This is a genomic window from Kribbella sp. NPDC050470 (genome assembly GCF_044458365.1).
Lineage (GTDB): Bacteria > Actinomycetota > Actinomycetes > Propionibacteriales > Kribbellaceae > Kribbella.
In genome coordinates this window covers 224,153-244,976 of sequence record NZ_JBITHV010000013.1, presented here as the reverse complement: position 1 = coordinate 244,976, position 20,824 = coordinate 224,153, and the positions used below count along the sequence as shown (strand labels likewise).

Below are 20,824 nucleotides of genomic sequence, written 5' to 3'. Positions count from 1 at the left end.
TCAGTTGAAGGGGAGGAGGGGTTGCCACTCGGCGAGGGTGGCTAGCTCGTAGATGTTGGCGGGGGTGTAGGGGTCCTTGGCGAGGATGTCGCGGAGCTCGGCCTCGTCGGCGACGTCGTACACGAGCAGGGCGCCGGTCTGGTCGGTGAAGGGTCCGGCGGCGACGAGCTTGCTGGCTTCCTTCAAGGAGTTGAGGTACTCGCGGTGCGCCGGACGGACCTCCAGCCGGCGGTCGGTCTCGGCGAGGTCGAAGCGCAGCTGCACGACGTAAAGAGCCATGCCGAAACCCTACACGCCCTGCTGCACAAGGGATTTGGTGCGGGAAAGGGCGTCACGAGCCGCCACAGCGGCTGGTTCAGGTCAGACCCGAAAGTCGACGAGTGATCGCCCTTCCCGCCCGGTTAGTTTGACTGGTCGACGAGCCGGGATGCAAGGGGTTGGTTAAGGAAATTGCTGCAGACAGTTGAGTCAGGTAACGCTTCGTGATCGAACCCCGGCCGCATCGATCCTGGCGCCGATGCAGCCGTACAGTCCGTCACGCCGCTCGGTTGTCAAGGCCCGATGTCCCGAGTACGACGACAGCACTTCGAGGTACTGCGACGTCGTGTAGGCCAGATCGCGTTCGTACCGGCGGAACTCCACCGGCCCGAAAAGACCGGTCGCGTCGATCTCGGAGGCGTCCTGCGGAAACGCATCCGCCGGCTGCAGCCCGGTGGTGTCCGCGTCGTCCATGAACTGCTGGTAGCAGTACATGATGTCGGCGAAGAGCTGCACGCTGCCGCCGAGGATGTGCTCGGTCGACACCACCGCCAGCAAGCCGCCCGGACGCAGTACCGGCAGCTCCGCGAGGCCGTCCCGCACGCTACCGACGTACGTTGAGAACCCACCAACCATTTTCCGGCGCGCGGAATGGTTGGTGGGTTCTCGAGGTCGGTCAGGCGAGGGCGGCGCGGCCTGCCTCGAGGCGGGCTACGGGGATGCGGAACGGGGAGCACGAGACGTAGTCGAGGCCCACCTCGTGGAAGAAGTGGATGCTGTCCGGGTCGCCGCCGTGCTCGCCGCAGATGCCGAGCTTGAGGTCGGACTTGGTGGCCCGGCCGCGCTCGGCGCCGGTCCGCACCAGCGCGCCGACCCCCTCACGGTCGATCGACTCGAACGGCGACACCGCGAAGATGCCCTTTTCCAGGTACCGGGAGAAGAACGCCCCCTCGACGTCGTCGCGGCTGAAGCCCCACGTGGTCTGGGTCAGGTCGTTGGTGCCGAACGAGAAGAAGTCGGCCGCCTCGGCGATCTGGTCCGCGATCACCGCGGCCCGCGGCAGCTCGATCATGGTGCCGATCGGGATCGACCACTCGACGCCGATCTCGGCTAGTACACCTTCCACCTCGTCGCGGGCCAGGTGCAGCTCCTGGACCGCACCGACCAGCGGAATCATGATCTCCGGCTGCGGGTCCTTGCCCTGCTGCCGGAGCTCGACCGCCGCGGACGCGATCGCCCGGACCTGCATCGCGAACAGGCCGGGGATGACCAGGCCGAGCCGGACCCCGCGCAGGCCGAGCATCGGGTTCTCCTCGTGCAGCCGCTCGACCGCGGTCAGCAGCGCGGCGTCGTGCCCGGGCTCCTCACCGCGCTCGCGGGCCAACGCGACCTTGACCGCGAGCTCCTCCATCGACGGCAGGAACTCGTGCAGCGGCGGGTCGATCAGCCGGATCGTCACCGGCTGCCCGTCCATCGCGGCCAGCAGTTCGAGGAAGTCGCCGCGCTGCAACGGCTCGAGCTCGGCCAGCGCAGCCTCCCGGTCGGCGTCGTTGTCGGCCAGGATCAGCCGCTCGACCGACTCCCGCCGCTCCCCCAGGAACATGTGCTCGGTCCGGCACAACCCGATCCCCGCGGCGCCGAACCGCCGGGCCCGGGCCGCGTCGTCGGCCGTGTCCGCGTTGGTTCGTACGCCGAGGCGCCGTACCTGGTCGGCGTGGCTGATCAGCCGGTGCACCGAGGCGACCAGCTCGTCGCCGGCGTCGGGAGCCAGCGTGCCCTCGAAGTACTGCACGACCGGGGACGCGACGACCGGGACCTCGCCCTTGAACACCTCGCCGGTGGTGCCGTCGATCGAGATCGTCTCGCCGGCCTCGATCACCGTGCCGTTCACCTTGATGGTGCCCTGGGCAACGTTCACGTCGAGCTCCTCGGCGCCGCAGACACAGGTCTTGCCCATGCCACGGGCGACCACGGCCGCGTGCGAGGTCTTGCCGCCGCGGCTGGTCAGGATGCCCTGCGCCGCGATCATGCCGTGCAGGTCGTCCGGGTTCGTCTCGCGGCGGACCAGGATCACCTTCTCGCCGCGCTCGGCCGCCTCGACCGCGGCGGCCGAGGTGAACACCACCGTGCCCGAGGCGGCGCCCGGCGACGCGCCGATCGCCTTGGTGATCCGCTCCTTGTCCGCGTCCGCGTCGAACCGCGGGAACATCAGCTGCGCCAGCTGGGCGCCCTTCACCCGCTTCAGCGCCTCGTCGGTGTCGATCACGCCCTCGTCGACCAGGCTGGTCGCGATCCGGAAGGCGGCCGCCGCGGTCCGCTTGCCGACCCGGGTCTGCAGCATCCACAGCTTGCCACGTTCGACGGTGAACTCGATGTCGCACAGGTCGCGGTAGTGCCCCTCGAGCTTGGCCATGATCGCCATCAGGTCGTCGTACGACGTCTTGTCGAGCTGTTCCATGTCCGCCAGCGGGACGGTGTTGCGGATGCCGGCCACCACGTCCTCGCCCTGCGCGTTCTGCAGGTAGTCGCCGTACACGCCGGGCTGGCCGCTCGCGGGGTCACGGGTGAACGCGACGCCGGTGCCGGAGTCCATGCCGAGGTTGCCGAACACCATCGAGCAGATGTTGACCGCCGTGCCGAGGTCGGTGGCGATCCGCTCCTGGCGGCGGTAGAGGACGGCGCGGTCGGCGTTCCAGGACCGGAACACGGCCTCGATCGCGAGGTCCATCTGGGTCCGCGGGTCCTGCGGGAAATCGCGGCCGGTGTGCTCGTGGACGGCGCGCTTGAACGTCTCGACCAGGGCCTTCAGGTCGTCGGCGTCCAGGTCGAGGTCGTTCCGCGTGCCCTTCGTCTCCTTGGCCGCCTCCAGCGCCTCGTCGAAGACCTCGCCGTCCACGTCCAGCACGGTCTTGCCGAACATCTGGATCAGCCGCCGGTACGCGTCCCAGGCGAACCGCGGGTTGCCGGACTGGTGGGCCAGACCGTTCACCGAGTCGTCGTTCAGGCCGACGTTGAGGACGGTCTCCATCATCCCCGGCATCGACGCGGCCGCACCGGAACGCACCGACACGAGCAGCGGGTCGTCGGCCTGGCCGAGCTTCTTGCCCATCTTCTGCTGCAGCGCGTCGACGTGGTGATCGATCTCGTCGGCCAGCTCCGCGGGGACCGCGCCGGTGCGCAGGAACTCCTTGCAGGCCTCGGTGGTGATGGTGAAACCGGGTGGCACGGGAAGGCCGAGATTGGTCATCTCGGCCAGGTTCGCCCCCTTCCCGCCGAGCAGGTCCTTCATGTCCTTGTTGCCTTCGGCGAAGTCGTAGACGAGTTTCGGCACGATCACTCCCTGGGTTTCAGGTGGCGTTTCAGGCGCGGGGAGGTGACCCGCTGGCCCATCGACTCCGGCGGCGGGGGCGTGTTTTCAGAGTAAGCCCAAAAACCAGTCCAGTTGAACACTGGTCTCACGATGTCGACGTGACCCTGCCCACAGGTCAAAGGTCGGAAAACCCTTCCCCTGTTGACAACGCGAGACAATCACCATGTTTGCCGAGGAAACGCAGAAGCAGGGTGTTACCCACCTTCCGGATGGGTACCACCCTGCTTTTCGGGCTGCTGCTACAGCTTCCGGCGGGTCCTCAGGTAGTCGCCGACGACGGCGGCGCCGAGGCCGTCGGGGTCGGGGGCCAGCACGCGGCCGCCGCTGCGGCGGGCGAGGAGGTCGACGAACGCGTTCAGGCGCGGGTCCTCGCCGAGGCGGAAGACGGTCAGCGAGGCGCCGAGCTTGGCGAGCCGGTCGACCTCGAAGATGGTCTTGCGCAGGGTGGCCGGTTCGGGCGGGTAGGAGAACTCGGCCGTCCCGTCCGGCTCCAGGTGGGCGGTCGGCTCGCCGTCGGTCACCATCAGCACGACCGGCTGGGCGTCCGGGTGACGACGGAGGTGACGCCCGGCCAGCAGCAGGGCGTGATGCGCGTTGGTGCCCTGTTCCCAGGTGCCTTCCATCCCGATCAACTGCGGTAGCTCGACGACTCCGGCGTACCGGCCGAAGGTGATCAGCTGGAGTGCGTCGTTGCGGTAGCGCGTCGAGATCAGCTGGTGCAGCGCGAGCGCCGTCCGCTTCATCGGCAGCCAACGACCTTCCTGCACCATCGACCACGAGGTGTCCACCAGCAACGCGACCGCGGCCCGGGCCCGGTGCTCGGTCTCGGCGATCTCCACGTCCGACACGTCGAGCTTGACCGACCCGCTCCGCGAAGCAGTCCGCAGTACGGCGTTCCGCACCGTGCGCGGCACGTCCCACGGCTGGGTGTCACCGAACTCCCACGGCCGCGAGGACCCGCTCAGCTCACCGGCCGCACCGGCGTTCGCCGCGTCCCGTTCACCCGAGCCCCGAGCGGTCCGCAGTACGTCGGCCAACGCCGTCTGACCGAGTTGGCGCAAGGCCTTCGGCGACAACCGCAACGAACCGTCCGGCGCCCGCTCGAGCAACCCCTGGTCGCGAAGCTGCCGCTCGAGCTCGGACAACCGCCGCGCGTCGACCGTCGCCTCGTCACCGAGCTGCCGGGTGAGCGCATCCAGGTCGATGTCCTCGAGCCGTGCCCCCGGGTAGGACTGCGCGAGCTGCTCGGCCAACGCGTCCAGCTCAGCCAGGTCCGACATCGCCCGCGCACCCTCTGCGAGGCCGAGTGGATCGTCACCACTCATCTGGTTCGAACCGGTCCAGTCCTCCCCCGGCCGCAGCGCCTGCAGCTGGGAGTCCAGCTGCGCCAGCTGCTGGGCGAGCTGCGGACTGCCGAACGCCTGCTGCGACAGCTCCATCAACTCGGCCCGCTGCTCGGGCGTCATCGAGTTCAGCATCCGATGCGCCGCGGCCGCCCGCTGCGCCAGGACGTCGATCAGCTCGTCGACGTTTCGCGGGTTCTCCGGGAAGAACTCGCCGTGCTTGGCCATGAACTCGTCGAACAGCTGCGGGACCTCCGGCCGGCCCTGCGCGTGCGCGGCGAGCAACGCATTCAGGTCGGTCAGCATCTCGTTGATCCGGGCAACGTCTTCCGGCGTGGTCTGCTGCAACGCCTCCTTCATGCCCTCGAACCGGGACCCGAGCAGCTCCTTGCCGAGCAACTCCCGGATCTGCTCGTACTTCTCTCGCGCTTCCGACGACTCCCACTGGTAGTTCGCAAGCTCCCGTACGGCGGCCGCCGTACCGGACGGAAGCGCGTCGAGCTCAGCCTCCTTGAAGCGGGCGTCGTCGGACGGGTTCGGGAACAGCTCCCGGCGCTCGGCCTCGAGCGCCTCGTCGAGCAGCCGCTGGACGTCGCGCAACGTGCCGTCGAGGTTATGCCGCCGCTGGATCTCGCGGCGGCGCTCCCACAGCCGGCGGGTGAGGTCGTCCAGACCCTGCGTGCTCCGGGTGCCGCGCCGGAGCAGCTCCTCCAGCGCGGACCGCGGCGACGAGCCGTTCATCACGTCACGGCCGATCTCGTCCAGCGCGTCGCGCAGGTCCACCGGCGCGGCAAGCGGATCCGGACCGTCATGCCACGGCCCGTACGACCAGCCTTCTGGAATGGACGCGGTCACGGTCAGACTCCGTACACCGTGGTGTCGTTGTCGGCGTCTTTGGCCAGGCGTTTCGACAGGTAGAGCGCCTCCAGGGCGAGCTCGACCGCGGCGGCGATCCGGCCGGGCGACTCGTTCGGGTCCACGCCCGCCCGGGCGGCGACATCGTGCAGCACCGGCAGCTCGGGCAGGGCCGCGAGCACGTCGCGGCCCGGCACCCGCTCACCTGTGGTCACCAAGTGGCCGTCGGCAACAGCGTGGGCGAGCGGACTCAGGTCGAGACCGGCGAACCGCTCCCGCGCGGTGTCGGCCACCGAGCGCCGCAGCAGGTACTCGAGCAGCTCGATCTCGCGTCCTTCCTCACCGGGCTCGAACTCGAGCTTGCCCCGCAGTACGGCGGGCACCGCCTCCAGGTCGACCGGACGCGCGACCGCCGGCTCCTCACCGGTGATCGCACTGCGACGCAGCGCGGCCGCGGCGATCGTCTCGGCCGCGGCGACCGCGAACCGGGCCGACACCCCCGAGCGCTGGTCGATCGCGTTCGACTCCCGCAGGTGCCGGACGAACCGGGCCAGCACCTCCAGCAGCGACTCGCCGACCTCGGCGGTGAACTCGGCCTCCTGCCGGATCACGTCCACCTCGGCGTCGATGTCGAGCGGGTAGTGGGTCCGGACCTCGGCGCCGAACCGGTCCTTCAGCGGCGTGATGATCCGGCCGCGGTTGGTGTAGTCCTCCGGGTTGGCCGTTGCCACCAGCAACACGTCGAGCGGCAGCCGCAGCGTGTACCCGCGGACCTGGATGTCGCGCTCCTCCATCACGTTCAGCAGCGCGACCTGGATCCGCTCGGCCAGGTCCGGCAGCTCGTTGATCGCGACGATCCCGCGGTGCGACCGCGGGACCAGGCCGTAGTGGATGGTCTCCGGATCACCGAGGCTGCGGCCCTCGGCCACCTTCACCGGGTCCACGTCGCCGATCAGGTCGCCGACCGACGTGTCCGGCGTGGCCAGCTTCTCGGCGTACCGCAGGTCGCGATGCAGCCACGCGACCGGCAGGTCGGCACCGAGCTCGGCGGCCCTGCGCTTGGACTCGGGGGTGATCGGGTCGAGCGGGTGCTCGGGCAGCTCGGCCCCCTCGATCACCGGAGTCCACTCGTCCAGCAGGCCAACCAGGGTGCGCAGCAGCCGGGTCTTGCCCTGGCCACGCTCACCCAGCAGTACGACGTCATGCCCCGCGAGCAGGGCGCGTTCGAGTTGCGGAATCACCGTCCGGGTGAATCCGACGATCCCGGGCCACGGGTCACGCCCGGCCCGCAGTTCCTTCAGCAGGTTGTCACGGAGTTCGGTCTTGATCGACCGTGGGAGATACCCGGCGGCCCGGAGGTCACCGGCCTGACGGGGAAGTTCAGCAGGTGCACTAGTCACCCTGATGACGTTAGCTCGGTCACCCCAAATCGCACCTGGTTATCTCAGCGTCTGGGGGTAACCCGGCCCGAGGTGAACACGTGGGTGGGTGTGAAGGTGACGGGGACCCAAGGGTGCGTCTCCGACTCCCGGGTGACGAAGTGGTCGCCGTCCGCGGGCGCCGTCGGCCGCAGTTCGTACTCGTGCACCGGCTCCTCGGAGAACGCCAGCCGCTCCCCCGTGGCCTGGTAGTTCATCACCAGCCGATCATCACGCCGTACGACGTCCAGCCGGACGCTCGCGCGTTCGAACCGGCCGACGTGGCGATCGTCGATCGGTACGTCGATCGGCTGCGGCGGCTTCGGGTGCGCGACCCCGACGTAGTGCGTGAAGACCTCGGACGCGAGCGGCTCGAACAGGCTCGTGCCGTTGCCGGAGTTGGTCAGCAGGCACATCACCAGCCGCGCCTCGGGGTCGATCCGCAGGAACGCCAGCTGCGAGATCGTCGTACCGTCGTGGCCGAGCAGGGTCCGGCCGCCCCAGTCGTAGATCCGCCAGGCCAGGCCGAGGTTGCTGAACCCGCCGATCCCGCCGGCGTACGGGACCTGCGGCTCCTGCATCGCGGCGTACCGCTCGTCGGTCAGGTGCATCCGGGCGAACTCGAGCAGGTCGCCCGCACTCTGCGTGATCAGACCGGCCGGGCCGATGCTGCGCGGAAGCTGCCACGTCTTGGCCGGGGAGCCGTCGGTCAGCAGGTGGCCGCGGGCCGCCCGGTGCAGGATCGCCTCTTCCGGCAACGTCACCGTATGCGTCAGGCCGAGCGGCTCGACCAGCCGTGCCTTGAGCGACTCGTCCCAGGTCCGGCCGTCGAGGACCTCGATGATCCGGCCGAGCAGCACGAATCCGGCGTTGCAGTAGGAGTACGCCGTACCGGGCTCGAACAGGCTGTCCACGTCGCGGAGCAGGTCGACGTACTTCGCGAGGCAGTCGTCACCGCGTCCGGTGTCGGTGAACACGTCGCCGTCGATGCCGCTGGTGTGGGTCAGCAGCTGGCGGACCGTGACCCGCGGATCGATCGGTGCCTCGGGCAACAGCTTCACCACCGGGTCGTCCAGCCGCAGCCGGTCCTCGGCGGCCAACTGAACGATCATCGTCGCCGTCCACGGCTTGCTGACCGACCCGATCTGGAACACCGAGTCCGCGGTCGTCTCGACCCCGGTCGCCGCATTCAGCACGCCGTACGGCGCGATCGTCGTCTCCCCGTCGTGCCAGATCCCCAGCACCGCCCCGGGAACCTTCGCCACCTCCGCCAACTCCCGCAACCGCACCACCCAGTCAGCCATGGGGCCAACCTACGTCAGCCGGTTAGGGTGACGTCTGTGCAGGCGCTACCGGATGTGATCGATGACGGGTTGCGGGTGTTGTTCTGCGGGATCAACCCGGGGTTGATGTCCGCGGCGACCGGGCATCACTTTGCGCGGCCGGGGAATCGGTTCTGGCCGGCGTTGCACTTGAGCGGGTTCACGCCGCGGCAGCTTGCGCCGGCCGAGCAGGGTGAGATGCTGGGCTACCGGCTCGGGATCACGAACGTCGTGGATCGTCCGTCCGCGCGGGCCGATGAGCTGACCCGCGCGGAGTACGTCGCCGGTGGGGAGAACCTGGTCGCCAAGGTCCTCACTTACCAGCCGGAGTGGCTCGCCGTCGTCGGGGTCACGGCCTACCGGGACGCCTTCGGTGAGCGTACGGCGCAGATCGGCAAGCAGGACCGCCTGATCGGCGACACCCGGGTCTGGATCCTGCCGAACCCGAGCGGCCTGAATGCTCACTACACGCTGCCGAAGCTGGCGGCTGCCTTCGCGGAGCTCGAGCGGGTCAGTTGAGCGCCGTACGCAGGGTCGAGATCGCCAGGTTGATGGCGGCGTTGGCGGCGTAGGTGTCGCGGAGCGCGTCCAGCATGACGAAGTCGTGGATGATCGCGGCGAACCGTACGGCGGTCGTCGGGACACCGGCCTCGAGCAGCTTGGCGGCGTACGCCTCACCCTCGTCGCGCAGCACATCCGCCTCACCGGTGATCACCAGCGCCGGCGGCAGGCCGGTCAGCTGCTCGGTGGTGGCGCGCAGCGGAGACGCGGTGATCTGGTCCCGCTCCTGCTCGTCGGTCGTGTACTGGTCCCAGAACCACTTCATGCCCTCACGCATCAGGAAGTAGCCCTCGGCGAACTGCTTGTAGGAGTCGGTGTCGAACGCCGCGTCGGTGACCGGGTAGAACAGCACCTGCTGGACGAACTTCACGTCACCGCGCTCCTTGGCGAGCAGCGTCAGCGCGGCGGTCATGTTGCCGCCGACCGAGTCGCCTGCGATCGCCAGCCGATTCGGGTCCAGGCCGTGCTCCTTGCCGGCGGCGACGATCCAGCGCGCGACCGCGTAGTTCTGCTCGAGCGCGTGCGGGTAGCGGACCTCGGGCGACAGGTCGTACTCCGGGAAGACCACGGCCGCTCCGGCGCCGACCGCGAGCTCGCGGACCAGGCGGTCGTGGGTGTGGGCGTTGCCGAACACCCAGCCGGCGCCGTGGATGTAGAGGATGACGGGCAGCACGCCGGTCGCGCCGGCCGGCTTGACGATGCGGGCCTTCGTTCCGTCGGCCGCGGTCACCCACTCCTCGTCGACGTCGAGCTTCGGGTAGTCGGTGGTCTGCACCTCGTCGACCAGCTTGCGGCCTTCTTCGGGGGCCAACTGGAACAGGAACGGGGGCTTGGCGGTCGCGTCGGCGAAGGCCTGGGCAGCGGGCTCTAGCACGGTCATCTTTGGACTCCCTCAGCAGTGGAGAACGGGCGTTCTCCGCGATGTCCTGTACTCTAGGAGAACGATGGTTCTCCGCGCAAGGTGGCGCGGATCACGTGGCCTCGGAGGATGGGTGAGATGGCGATCGACACGGCGACCGCGCAGCGGCAGGTGCTGGACGCGGCGGACGAGCTGTTCTACGAGCGCGGCGTCCAGGCGGTCGGGATGGACGCGATCCGGACCGCGTCCGGTGTCTCGCTGAAGCGGCTCTACCAGCTCTTCCCGTCCAAGGACGCCCTGATCGAGGCGTACCTGGACCGCCGCGACGCGCTGTGGAAGTCGATGCTCGCCGAGCACGTCGACGCGGCGACGGATCCGCGGGACCGGATCCTGGCCGTGTTCGACTTCCTGGACGACTGGTTCCGGCAGCGGGACTATCGCGGCTGCGCGTTCATCAACTCCTTCGGAGAGCTCGGCACCGTCTCACCCCGGGTCGCCGAGCTCGCGCTGGAGCACAAGGAGGGCTTCCGCCAGGCCCTGACCCAGTTGTCGAAGGCCGCCGACGCCCCCGACCCGGAGCGCCTCGCCGACCACCTCATCCTGCTCAGCGAGGGCGCCATCACCCGCTCCACGATCTCCGGCTCCCCCGACCCCGCGGTCCGCGCCCGCGAGGCCGCCGTACTGCTGCTCGACGCCACCCTGCCGCGCTGACTGACACCCGCGCTCGGCAGGATTGGGCGCATGCGTGCGAGTGACCTACTGCGATCGATCGACGGGCTCTCGTACGGGCAACGGGTGCGGTACGTCGCCGACCGCGCCCAGGAGCTGACCGGGCTGCTCGACGAGCTGGGCCGGGGCGACGCGTTCGAGCGGATCGTCGGCATCCAGATAGCCGAGGTCGTCCGGGACACGTCGTACGTCTCCAGGCTGCTCCGCGACCCGGAACCGGCCGTTCAGTCGCGCGCGCTGGCTGCGGTCTGGCGTGGCGTGCCGGTGTCGGACGACGACCTCCGGATCCTGTACGACGACGCACCCGCGACACTGCGGTCGAAGCTGGTGGCCCTGGTACGGCGCACAAGTCGAGAGCACCTCGCCAATCGGCTGATCGACGACCACCGGGCGCGCTGGGGTGACGTGGCCGCGGTCGGCCTGCTGGAAGCCACCTCCCGGGCGACCGTGGCCCGCTTGCTGCCAGAGCTGGCGTACTGCGTGACGCCGGCGGGCTGGCGTGGTCTGGCCAGACGGCATCCCGACGAGGTGCTCGCTTTCGCGGCGCGCACGCTGCCCACCGGTGAGGACGGGGACGAGTGGTGGGAGGGCGTCGGATACGGTGTCACCGCGGCGCTGAAGCACGACCCGGATGCGGTGCTGGCGCTGATCAAGCAGGCGATCCCGGCGCATGAGCTGCCGGTCGCCGTACTCGACATCCTTGGGCGCCTTGCCGATCATGATCCGGCCGGGGTGCTCGCGCTCCTGCTTTCGCCGGACCGGGAAGCCGTGGTCTGGAAGGCGCTCACTCCCGGGTTCCGTCGCCGGTTACACCGATACTCGGACGACGACCTGATTGCGCTCGGCCGACTCGTCTGGCCGGACCTTGCTGGGCTGCTGGCCGACCTGGCGCCGTCTCGCCGTACGACGATCTTCGAAGCGGTCACGAAGGACGTCGAGCTCGGGCAGACCGTGCTCGGCGACGAGCTGCTGCAGGTGCTGCCGCATCGAGTGCGGGTCGAGCAGGCGCGTCGGATGCTGGAACTGCCGAGCGTCCGCGAGGACGACTCGGTGCGACGCGGCATCAGTAGCTATCTGCCCTACGAGGAAGCGTTCGCCCTCCTCGAGTCCGAGGTCCGTGCTCCGGATGCCGGGGTGCGGTCGGCGGTCTACCGGTCGATCGTCCGGTCGGCTGGCTACTCACGGGATCCTGAGCTCGTCGTGCGGGCGTTGAACTGGGCCGCGGACCGTGTCCGGAACGACAAGGATCCGGTGCGGTGCAGTCTCCTCCAGGCCGCTGCTGGGATCTCACCGACGCTCTTCACGGATCCGCAGCCGTTGGAGTCCCTGCTAACTGACGCGCTGAACGCACGGGACACGTCGTGGGCGACCCGGCGGGCGCTGACCAGTCTGGCCGAGCACGCCGTCGTACAAGGTGCCCTCGGCAACCGGGCCGCCTTGCTGGACTGGGGTTTGCAGGCTCATGCCCGGCTGACCGACAACCGCGGGCGGATCGATCTGGACCGGCTGGTCGACAATCTTCCGCGCGGCCGGGAGACCGCCGTGTACGACGCCTTGCGGCCGGCGATCGAGGCCGCTGCGAAGCGGGACGAGTACATGCTTGCGTTCACGGTAGCCTCAGCGTTGGGTCGGCGCGGTTGGTCGCTGGACCATCTGCACGGGATCCTGGAGCAGGCGGTCTGGTCGGACAACGAGTCCACCGCCGACCAGGCCTGCCGCTACTGGCTCGATCCGCTGCCGACCCGGTCCGAGCGGGTCCGGCAGATCATCGACCGCGACGTCACGATGGCTCGCTTCCACCCGGTGTGGTGGCTCGTCACCGAGATCTACACCGACCTGCTCGACCCGGTGCTCGCTGCTGCGGACCGCATCCAGCGCTTCGACCGCAACAGCACGTCGTGGCAAGTCCCGGACTATGCACTGCGCACATGGCTGCCGCGCGAGCAGTCCCGGTACGGCGAACTGCTCGTCGCGGCGGCGCGGGACGATCGGCTGCACGAGTGGTACCGGGCGCTGGCGGTGCGGTCGCTCGGTCACGTGCCGGGGGCTGCGCTGGACGAGTTCCTCGGCAGTGACGACGTGTTGTTGCAGGAGGCTGCACTGGCGGGGCTGGCGTGGTCCGCTCGGCCTGAGCTTGCGCTGCCGGTGCTGCTCTCGCATGCGGGTGACGACCGCGCCCGGGTCGCCATGTACGCGGCGGCGCGTGCTGCACGGTACGTGCGGCCGAGTATGTTGCCTGGTCTGCTGCAGCCCGTGCTGGCGGGTTCTGGCGCGAAGATCACCTCGCGCAAGGCAGCGGTGCGGATGCTGGGCGAACTGCGTGCACCTGGCGCGGGCGCCGTACTGACTGAGGCTTGGGCTCCCGCCCATCGGGATGTGCGGGCGGCGATCGCCAGCACGATGGCGCAGTACCTGCTTCATGACCCGGCTGCCTGGGCGGTGCTGGAGCAGGCAGTGCACGACTCTGCGGCTACTGCTGTCGTGCTGACCGAGCGGCGGGCGTACGACGTACCGCTGTTGTATCGGGCGCGGTATGCGGATCTGTTGATCGCGGTGACGACCAGGAGCGAGCCGGAGGTCGTCGGGCCGGCGCTGCTGGCGTTGCGGCAGTGGGCGCGCTACAACCGCGCGGCCGCTCGGGTGTGTGCTGACTTCATCAGCGACTTGTCCATCCGGAGCCGGGTCTGGAGTGACGCGCTCACGTCACTCGTCTCCATCGTCGCGACGAATCCGTCGGACGGTCTTGATGAACTGCTCGACGCGGTCCGGCTCCTGGTTCGTCTGGAAGCCGCCCCCGATCTCCCCAACGCGACCCCGGACCGCGACCACCCCGCCCGGCAGCGCCTGGCTCGTCTGGTCAATCAACTGACTGCCCACTTCGGCGGTCGCTCAACTCTTGTCCGCCAACACCTCAAGCAGGTCGCCGCGGAGCTGACCGACTCAGACTTCCTCCACCTCCACCTGCGACTGCAGGTCGCCTCCCTGCAGTCCGATCGACTCCCCCAAGAACTCGCTGCGTTGCACCGGACGATTGTCGACAATCCGATCGCAGCATTGTCCGCATCCGACCTTCTCTACCAGCGGCTGTCCGCCACCGAAGCAACCTGGTCCCCGCAGGAGCTCCTCCCCACAGCCGAGTCTCTGGTGACGTCCCCCGACGCGACCTCCGGTCTCCTGGCCCACGCCCTCCTCCGCGCCGCCGGCCCCCGCACCGGCTGGCCCACCGAGTGGCGCACCCTCTTGATTGCCCTCCGCAACCACCCCCACCCAGCCATCCGCCACCAGGCCCTGGACCTGACAACCGCCCCAGAGAACTAACTCTCCGAGGCCTCCTTCTCAGCCGCCTCTTTGGCGCGTTTGCGGCGTTTGCCTTCGTGCATGGCGGCTACTCGGGCGACCGGGATGGCGCGGCCCTCCTCCAGCAAGTCTTCGGGGAGGGTTTGGGGCGCGGGCAACTGATCAGCCCAGCGGTCAGCTTCACCCAGCTGGTCTGGCGCAGTGCGGACGGTGAAGTCCCGCGGCGTGACCCGGTCGAGGTCGTCCCAGCCGACCGGGAACGACACCGGCGTACCAGGCCGGACCCGCGGGCTGTAAGCGGCGACCACCGTCGCCCCACCCGACCGGGTCGAGTCGACGAACACCTTCCCGTGCCGGTCCTCCTTGATGTACGCCGTCGTCGCGACCTCCGGATCGACCCGCTCGGCCCGCGCCGCGATCGCCCGTGTCGCGGCCGCCGCATCCTCGATCGACACCGACTCGTCGATCGGCACGAAGACGTGTACCCCCTTGGCCCCGCTCGTCTTCACCGCCCCGGCCAGCCCGGAGTCGGTCAGCGCCTGCCGGACCAGGAACGCCGCCTGGACCGCCATCGCGAACGTCTCCCCCTCCGGCGGATCCAGGTCCAGCACGAGATGCGTCACCCGGTCCCAGCGCTCGGCCCGCATCAGCGTCGGGTGGTACTCGACCGCCCGCTGGTTGGCGAACCACAGCAGCGTCCGCCGGTCGTCGCACAACGCGTACGACACCTCCCGCTTGGACGCCTCCGCCCAGACCGACACCGTCTTCACCCACTCGGGGGTGTACTTCGGCACGTTCTTCTGCATGAAGGCCGGCTGTCCCGGCCGGATCCGGATCACCGACAGCGGCCGCCCCCGCAACTCCAGCAGGATCCGCTGGTGTACGGCGTCCAGGTAGTCGACCAGATCCCGCTTGGTCGCGTCCGCACCGTCGAACAACGGCTGATCCAGGTTGGTCAGCTCAACCCCGTCACGCGTCTCGTCCGGCTTCCTCGCCATCCCCAGAGCCTACTCGCGACGAGGCCTCACGACGGGCCCTCGCGACCGGTGCCGAGAAGCCGAACGAGTGCATCGAGAACCACCTCATCCTCCCCCGGCTCGATCGTCTGCGGATTCAGCGCGAGCTCGTCCTCCCGCACGCCGATCGTGCCCACGGCGATTCGCGGCTCCCCGTCCCACAGCGTCGCCACCAACTCGTCCCGCGTCCATCCGGAGGTTGTCGACAATCGGACAACGGCCCGCGAGTGCGGCTGCCCCGCCTCGCTCGGATAGCCCCGTCCAACCTCCACCCCGGGCAATCCGCGCAACTTTTCGACCCACCGCGTGACCATCTGCTCGTACCCCTCGAGCAGCGCGTCCTCGTCCTGCTCCAACGTCCACTCGACCGCCGCGAGCAGGCCCAGCAACTCCTCCTTGCCCACCTTCATCCCGCGCCCGATCTCCTGGTACGGCGAGGCATGCGCCCGACACCGCTCGACGATCCACCGCCGCCCCAGCACCAACCCACTCGACTGCGGCCCCCGCAATCCCTTGCCCCCACTGAAGATCACCGCATCCGCGCCGATCTCCGCAGTGAACCGCCAGAGCGAAGCCACCGGCGGCACCTGCGCGGCCGCATCCACGATGACCGGCACGCCGTACGACTCCGCTGTCTCGACAACCGGCTCGACCGGAAGCGCGCCACTCGCGTAGTGAGCACCGGCAAACCACAGGACACAGGCAGGCCGACGGGACAGCGCGTCACGCAGCTCGTCGACGGACGGACCGATCTCGACGATCCGCGCGCCGGTCAGACGAGCCGAGTAGTCGTAGCCGTTGCGCTGGCTCGCGAACATCACCACCTTGGAGTCCACCGGAAACGCCTGCCCAGGCTCGCCGACACAAGCCGCGACCGTCAGCGTGATCCCGGCCGCGGCACCCGACGTCACATAAGCAGCCTCGTTGCGGGTCAGCGCCGCCAACCGCTCGCCGACTCGCGTGTGCAACTCGTGAAGATCGACGAAGTGCGCCGCCGCTTCGGCCATCGCCTTGATCGCGGCCGGCGGCATCAACGAACCGCCCAACGCGGTCAGCGTCGCCGACGCGTTGATCACCGGCCGCACCCCGAGCGGATTACCCATGCGCGACGAACCGAGACATCGGCGGCACACCGGACAACTCCGCCAGCCACGCATCGAGGAAGTCGTTGTCCGTCCCGTCCTGATGCGTCAACTCGTAGACGCTCGCCGCCGGGAACGTCTCGGCCAGCGGCGCCGACCACGTCGGATTGTCGACAGCCAACAATGTGCGTCCCCGGACCGCGGGCGCATGCCGGACCGGGTCGAAGTACGACAACGTCCGCTCAAGACTGGCCAGTGACGCGCCGGCACGCAGGTGATCGTTCAACTCCTCCAGCGGGTACAGCGACGATCGCAAGCGCGCCTCGAGCGCCCGGTAGAACAGCAACTCCGACACCCGTACGGCGCTGAACCCGGGCCGCCGCGCAGCCGTCAGCACGGCCAGGTCGTCCCCGCTCACCGCGACCCGCGCAGGATCCACCTCCGCCAGCCCGAGCAAGAACTCGGCCGCCCGCAGGCAGTCCGCCGCGATCCCGCGGTAGATGTACGACGCCGGGTCGTCGATGCCCATCGTCAACAATCCTGGGTACGCCGCCGAGAATCCCTCGTCGGCCAGCCGCTGACCACGGTGCATCAGGCCGAAGACGACATACCGGCTCCGGTCGTTCGGATGCGGGACGTGGTTGACGCTGCCGTAGCGCGGAGTCGACAGCAGCGCAGGGAACGGCCCGTCACCGGTCGGGATGCTGAGGTGGCCGAACACGCGGTACGGCCCGGTGCTGGTCAGCCGCACGGTGTAGCTCGTCGCCTCGTCGGTCGTCCGCGCCGGTACCAGGTCGAGCACCGGCCGCGACGGGATCGCGGCCAGCTCGGCGTCGACAGCGGTCCAGTAGGCCTCGAAGTCCATGAGTGTCACCGTCCCGGCTTCAGGTGGTCGGCAAGGAAGTCCTCCACGATCCGCATCACACCCGGCAGCCCGGCGTGGTGCGCACAGTGCGGGAACGTGTGCAGCGTCGTCTCGCAGGTCAGCGCCCGCTGCAACGCGAATCCGGTCTCGGGCGGGCACACGTCATCCTCGAGCCCGAGGTACAGCAGCGTCGGCGCCGTCACGTTCGGCGCGAAGTTCAGCCCGTCGTAGTACGCGACTGTCTCCCGCACCCGGTCGACATCCTTCGGATGCACCCGCAGGTACTCGTTGATCTCCTCGTACGGGTACGACCGGGTCAGCGTCGGCGCAGTCATGATCCCGCACAGGTACGGCGCCCCGGCCGCGACGCAGGCGACCGCTTCGGGTCGCAGGGCAGCCGTGGAGATCCCGAGCCCACCGCCCTGGCTCGACCCCTGCAGGCCGATCCGCTCATTGTCGACTTCTGGACGACCGAGCAGCACGTCGACCGCCCGCACCACGTCGAGGTAGAACCCGCGGTACCCGTACGTGTTGTGGTCGACGACGTTGTGCGTCAGCAGCCCCGGATAGCCCGGGTTGAACACGCTGTTCGACCGGAGCTTTCCCCGCGGCGCCACCGCCAGCGCCGCGTACCCGAGCTCGGACCACTCCTTCGGGATCGTCGGCTCGGAGATGTACCCGGGAATCGTGACCAGCGCCGGGTACGGCGCCGCCCCATCCCGCGGCACCGTGTACCAGCCGGCCACCCGGAGACCGCCGTAGCTGGTGTAGCGCAGGTCGTAGACAATCACCTTCTCCGTCGACAAGCCCGGCATCTCGGTCAACGAAGGATCCAGCGGGTACGACGCGCAGTCCGCCAGGCCGGCCGCCCAGAAGTCGTCGAAGTCGGCCGGCCGCTCGACCTCGACGGTCGCGTTCTCGGGGTCTCTCAAGAGCATTCCTCTCGACTCGGGGGTGCCTACACGGCCAGGGGTGCGTGCACGGCGGCGCCGTCGGAGGCGGTGAACAAGTGCAGTCGGTCCGGGTTGAAGCCGACGTACACCGTGCTGTCGTGACCGAGCCGGAACGGCACCGGGACGCGGGCCTTGATCAGCTCGCCGTCGATCCGGACCGTGACCAGCACGTCGGGCCCGAGCGGCTCGGAGACGAAGACCTTCCCGGGTCGGTACCCGGGCAAAGGCTCCGGCGACAGCGACACGTCCTCCGGCCGGACTCCGAGGACGACGGCCGGGTCGTCGGGCAGCGCGCCGTACGACTGGATCTCCTGGGTGATCGCGCTGCTCCGGAACGACCGCTTGCCGTCGGCATCGACCAGCTCACCGGTGACGAAGTTCATCGGCGGTGAGCCCATGAACGACGCGACGAACCGGTTCGCCGGGCGCTCGTAGATCTCCTCCGGGGTCGCGCACTGCTGGACCACGCCGTCGCGCATCACCGCGATCCGGTCCGACATCGTCATCGCCTCGACCTGGTCGTGGGTGACGTAGATGAAGGTCCGGGCGACGTCGACGTGCAGGCGCTTGATCTCGGCCCGCATCAGCACCCGCAGCTGCGCGTCCAGGTTGGACAGCGGCTCGTCGAGCAGGTACGCGCCGGCGTCGCGGACGATCGCCCGGCCGAGCGCGACCCGTTGCCGCTGGCCGCCGGACAGCTCCCGCGGCTTGCGGTCCAGCAGGTCCTCGATGTCCAGCGTCCGGGCCGCCTGCTGCACCTGCTCGGCGATCGTTGCCTTCGGCACCCGCATCATCTTGAGCGCGAAGCCGATGTTCTGCCGGACCGTCTTGTGCGGGTAGAGCGCGTAGCTCTGGAACACCATCGCGACGTCCCGCTTGTTCGCCGGCAGCCAGCTGACCGGCTTGCCGTCGAAGTAGATGTTGCCCTCGGTGGCCCGCTCCAGGCCGCAGATCATCCGCAGCGTGGTGGACTTCCCGCAGCCGGACGGTCCGACCAGGGTGAGGAACTCCTGATCCTGGATGGTCAGGTTCAGGTCGTGCACGGCGACCTTGCCGCCGAACGACTTGGTCACGCCTTCGAGTTGCACCTCTGCCATCTGTCAGCCCTTCACGGATCCGGCGGCCATACCCTGGACCAGCTTGCGCTGGAAGAGCAGGGCCAGTACCAGGGGTGGGACGACCGCGAGCACACCGGCTGCGGCCATCACGGTGAACTGGGTGTTGAAGTCGGTGGCGAAGTTCGCCGCCACCACCGGGATCGTCTTCGCGGCCTTGGTGCTGGTCAGGAACAGCGCGAACATGAACTCGTTCCACGCGGTCATGAACGCGAACACCGCGGCGGCGACCAGCCCGGGCGCTGCCACCGGCAGGAACACCGACCACATGGTCCGGAACCAGCCGCACCGGTCGACCCGGGCCGCCTCCTCCAGCTCGCGCGGCACCGACCGGAAGAAGTCCTTCAGGATCCAGATCGTGATCGGCAGCGCGAACGTGGTGTACGACAGGATCAGCGCCAGGTACGTGTCCAGCAGCCCGAGCGACCGCATCAGCAGGTAGAACGGGATGATGATCGCGATCCCCGGCACCATCCGGGTGAGCAGGTAGAGCACCAGCAGCACCTGGCTGCCGCGGAACTTCAGCCGGCTGAACGAGTACGCCGCGAACGTCGCCAGCGCCAGGTTCAGCACCGCCGTCGCGGTCGCCACGATCAGGCTGTTCCGCAGCGAGTACGGTGTCTCCTCGATCGCCCGGCCGCCGACCAGCGCCTGCGCCTCGGTCGGCTTGACGAAGCCGAGGTAGTTCTCCAGCGTCGGGCTGGTCGGGATCCAGTGCGGCGGCACCGAGATCGCGTCCACCTCGTGCATGAAGCTCATCGCGACGATCCAGTAGAACGGCAGCACCAGGTAGAGCGCGAACGCGATCGCCAGCACATACAGCACGATCTTCTTCCACGGAATCCGGTACCGCAGGGGAACTCGCACGACGGTTCTCATACCTCGAAGTTCCCCTTCCGGTAGAGGAGGCCGATGTAGCCGATCGAGATGAGCAGCGTGATCGCGGTGATCACCCAGGCGTAGGCGGAGCCGAGGCCGAAGTCGGTGAAGGTGAGCACGGTCTGCACGTCGAGCAGGGCGATGGTGGTGGTCGCGTCGCCCGGACCGCCACCGGTCAGCACGTAGATCGTGTCGAAGGCCCGGAACGCGTTCATCGTCTCGAGGATCAGCACGATCAGCAGTGGGTGCAGCAACCACGGCACCGTGACCTGGGCGAACCGTTGCAGTGCCCCGGCCCGGTCGACCGTCGCGGCGTCGTACAGCTCCGAGGGGATTGTCGACAATCCGGCGAGCAGAATGATGACCGAGAACGGCAGCGTGTTCCACACCTGGGCGAGCGCGGTGAACAGGAACGCGCCGGTCCCCGACGTCAGCCAGGCGTGGTAGCTGTCGATCAGCCCGAGCTGGGTGAGCCACCCGTTCAGCGCGCCGGTCTTCGCGTCGAAGATCGTCCGCCACATCAGGCCGTTCACCACGCCGGGCATTGCCCAGGGCAACAAGGCCAGGCTGAGCAGCAGCCCGCGGCCACGGAACCGCTCGTTCAGCACCAGCGCCAGGATCAGCGCCAGTACGACGGTCAGCCCGAGCACCACCAGGACGAACAGCGCCGACACCTTCAGCGCGGACAGGAACGCCTGGTCCGACAGCAGCGCCTTGTAGTTGTCGAGCCCGATGAACTTCTTCGCCCGCGGGCGTTTCAGGTTGTTGCGCTGCAGGCTGACCCAGAACGAGTAGATGATCGGGTAGGCGACCAGCAGGGCGATCACGATCATGGCCGGCGCGTTCAGCGCCCAGGCCTTGGCGCTGTCGCCCAGCGGCCGGCGTTCGGCGAGGACACTCAT

General features: G+C 69.0%; 17 protein-coding genes. 3 read left to right on the top strand and 14 right to left on the bottom strand.

Annotated elements, in window-relative coordinates; translation table 11 throughout:
* The 6 genes from ACIBGM_RS36775 to ACIBGM_RS36750 form a co-directional block, all read right to left on the bottom strand.
* Entirely contained in the window at positions 1-279 is a 279-nt protein-coding gene (locus ACIBGM_RS36775) for a YciI family protein (RefSeq protein WP_396388181.1), read from the bottom strand.
* A 189-nt stretch (positions 280-468) separates the two neighbouring features.
* Positions 469-861 (bottom strand): hypothetical protein, encoded by a 393-nt coding sequence (locus ACIBGM_RS36770; protein WP_360536999.1) that lies wholly within the window; start codon positions 859-861, stop codon positions 469-471.
* 73 nt (positions 862-934) lie between these two features.
* Positions 935-3,589, bottom strand: a complete 2,655-nt coding sequence (gene ppdK / locus ACIBGM_RS36765; RefSeq protein ID WP_396388180.1) for a pyruvate, phosphate dikinase — start codon at positions 3,587-3,589, stop codon at positions 935-937.
* 278 nt (positions 3,590-3,867) lie between these two features.
* Positions 3,868-5,826: a VWA domain-containing protein gene (locus ACIBGM_RS36760; RefSeq protein ID WP_360536997.1), complete on the bottom strand. Its 1,959-nt coding sequence runs from the start codon at positions 5,824-5,826 to the stop codon at positions 3,868-3,870.
* 2 nt (positions 5,827-5,828) lie between these two features.
* The gene (locus ACIBGM_RS36755; protein WP_396388179.1) at positions 5,829-7,226 is read right to left on the bottom strand and encodes a sigma 54-interacting transcriptional regulator; all 1,398 of its coding nucleotides are present in this window, start codon (positions 7,224-7,226) and stop codon (positions 5,829-5,831) included.
* 44 nt (positions 7,227-7,270) lie between these two features.
* On the bottom strand, positions 7,271-8,548 hold the full coding sequence (locus ACIBGM_RS36750; protein ID WP_396388178.1) for a serine hydrolase domain-containing protein: 1,278 nt from the start codon (positions 8,546-8,548) through the stop codon (positions 7,271-7,273).
* Between the two features lie 36 nt (positions 8,549-8,584).
* Here ACIBGM_RS36750 and mug point away from each other — a divergent pair, with 36 nt between their 5' ends.
* The gene (gene mug / locus ACIBGM_RS36745) at positions 8,585-9,085 is read left to right on the top strand and encodes a G/U mismatch-specific DNA glycosylase (protein WP_360531441.1); all 501 of its coding nucleotides are present in this window, start codon (positions 8,585-8,587) and stop codon (positions 9,083-9,085) included.
* On the opposite strand, the gene ACIBGM_RS36740 is transcribed toward mug, so the two are convergent.
* On the bottom strand, positions 9,078-10,007 hold the full coding sequence (locus ACIBGM_RS36740) for an alpha/beta hydrolase (protein ID WP_360531444.1): 930 nt from the start codon (positions 10,005-10,007) through the stop codon (positions 9,078-9,080). The genes mug and ACIBGM_RS36740 overlap by 8 nt on opposite strands.
* Positions 10,008-10,124: 117 nt before the next feature.
* On the opposite strand from ACIBGM_RS36740, the gene ACIBGM_RS36735 reads away from it, so the two are divergent.
* Both ACIBGM_RS36735 and ACIBGM_RS36730 read left to right on the top strand, forming a co-directional pair.
* Positions 10,125-10,697, top strand: a complete 573-nt coding sequence (locus tag ACIBGM_RS36735) for a TetR/AcrR family transcriptional regulator (RefSeq protein ID WP_396388177.1) — start codon at positions 10,125-10,127, stop codon at positions 10,695-10,697.
* Positions 10,698-10,727: 30 nt separating this feature from the next.
* On the top strand, positions 10,728-14,033 hold the full coding sequence (locus ACIBGM_RS36730) for a hypothetical protein (protein WP_396388176.1): 3,306 nt from the start codon (positions 10,728-10,730) through the stop codon (positions 14,031-14,033).
* Here the strand turns inward: ACIBGM_RS36730 and ligD are convergent.
* Genes ligD through ACIBGM_RS36695 form a run of 7 tightly spaced genes read right to left on the bottom strand, consistent with a single transcriptional unit; the run spans position 14,030 to position 20,824 of the window.
* Positions 14,030-15,010 carry a non-homologous end-joining DNA ligase gene (gene ligD / locus ACIBGM_RS36725; protein ID WP_396388175.1) on the bottom strand — a complete coding sequence of 327 codons (981 nt, stop codon included), beginning with the start codon at positions 15,008-15,010 and terminating at the stop codon, positions 14,030-14,032. The genes ACIBGM_RS36730 and ligD overlap by 4 nt on opposite strands.
* Positions 15,011-15,036: 26 nt before the next feature.
* Complete coding sequence (locus ACIBGM_RS36720; RefSeq protein ID WP_396388174.1) at positions 15,037-16,131, bottom strand: aminotransferase class V-fold PLP-dependent enzyme; 1,095 nt, start codon at positions 16,129-16,131, stop codon at positions 15,037-15,039.
* Entirely contained in the window at positions 16,124-16,975 is an 852-nt protein-coding gene (locus tag ACIBGM_RS36715; protein ID WP_396388173.1) for an acetylxylan esterase, read from the bottom strand. Before ACIBGM_RS36715 ends, ACIBGM_RS36720 begins: the two co-directional genes overlap by 8 nt.
* Positions 16,976-16,980: 5 nt before the next feature.
* Positions 16,981-17,907, bottom strand: a complete 927-nt coding sequence (locus tag ACIBGM_RS36710; RefSeq protein ID WP_396388172.1) for an acetylxylan esterase — start codon at positions 17,905-17,907, stop codon at positions 16,981-16,983.
* A 26-nt stretch (positions 17,908-17,933) separates the two neighbouring features.
* A complete protein-coding gene (locus ACIBGM_RS36705) occupies positions 17,934-19,025 on the bottom strand; it encodes an ABC transporter ATP-binding protein (RefSeq protein WP_396388171.1) in 1,092 nt (363 codons plus the stop codon).
* 3 nt (positions 19,026-19,028) lie between these two features.
* Entirely contained in the window at positions 19,029-19,922 is an 894-nt protein-coding gene (locus tag ACIBGM_RS36700) for a carbohydrate ABC transporter permease (RefSeq protein ID WP_360531469.1), read from the bottom strand.
* On the bottom strand, positions 19,919-20,824 hold the full coding sequence (locus ACIBGM_RS36695) for a carbohydrate ABC transporter permease (protein WP_396388170.1): 906 nt from the start codon (positions 20,822-20,824) through the stop codon (positions 19,919-19,921). The genes ACIBGM_RS36700 and ACIBGM_RS36695 overlap by 4 nt, the downstream gene beginning before the upstream one ends.

Excerpts from the sequence above, each read along its gene's own strand:
- ACIBGM_RS36735 (WP_396388177.1), top strand. The coding sequence starts at position 10,125 with ATGGCGATCGACACGGCGACCGCGCAGCGGCAGGTGCTGGACGCGGCG.
- ACIBGM_RS36775 (WP_396388181.1), bottom strand. The coding sequence starts at position 279 with ATGGCTCTTTACGTCGTGCAGCTGCGCTTCGACCTCGCCGAGACCGAC.
- ACIBGM_RS36720 (WP_396388174.1), bottom strand. The coding sequence starts at position 16,131 with ATGGGTAATCCGCTCGGGGTGCGGCCGGTGATCAACGCGTCGGCGACG.
- ACIBGM_RS36750 (WP_396388178.1), bottom strand. The coding sequence starts at position 8,548 with ATGGCTGACTGGGTGGTGCGGTTGCGGGAGTTGGCGGAGGTGGCGAAG.
- ACIBGM_RS36740 (WP_360531444.1), bottom strand. The coding sequence starts at position 10,007 with ATGACCGTGCTAGAGCCCGCTGCCCAGGCCTTCGCCGACGCGACCGCC.
- ACIBGM_RS36705 (WP_396388171.1), bottom strand. The coding sequence starts at position 19,025 with ATGGCAGAGGTGCAACTCGAAGGCGTGACCAAGTCGTTCGGCGGCAAG.
- ACIBGM_RS36715 (WP_396388173.1), bottom strand. The coding sequence starts at position 16,975 with ATGGACTTCGAGGCCTACTGGACCGCTGTCGACGCCGAGCTGGCCGCG.
- ACIBGM_RS36700 (WP_360531469.1), bottom strand. The coding sequence starts at position 19,922 with ATGAGAACCGTCGTGCGAGTTCCCCTGCGGTACCGGATTCCGTGGAAG.
- ACIBGM_RS36730 (WP_396388176.1), top strand. The coding sequence starts at position 10,728 with ATGCGTGCGAGTGACCTACTGCGATCGATCGACGGGCTCTCGTACGGG.
- ligD (WP_396388175.1), bottom strand. The coding sequence starts at position 15,010 with ATGGCGAGGAAGCCGGACGAGACGCGTGACGGGGTTGAGCTGACCAAC.
- ACIBGM_RS36695 (WP_396388170.1), bottom strand. The coding sequence starts at position 20,824 with ATGAGTGTCCTCGCCGAACGCCGGCCGCTGGGCGACAGCGCCAAGGCC.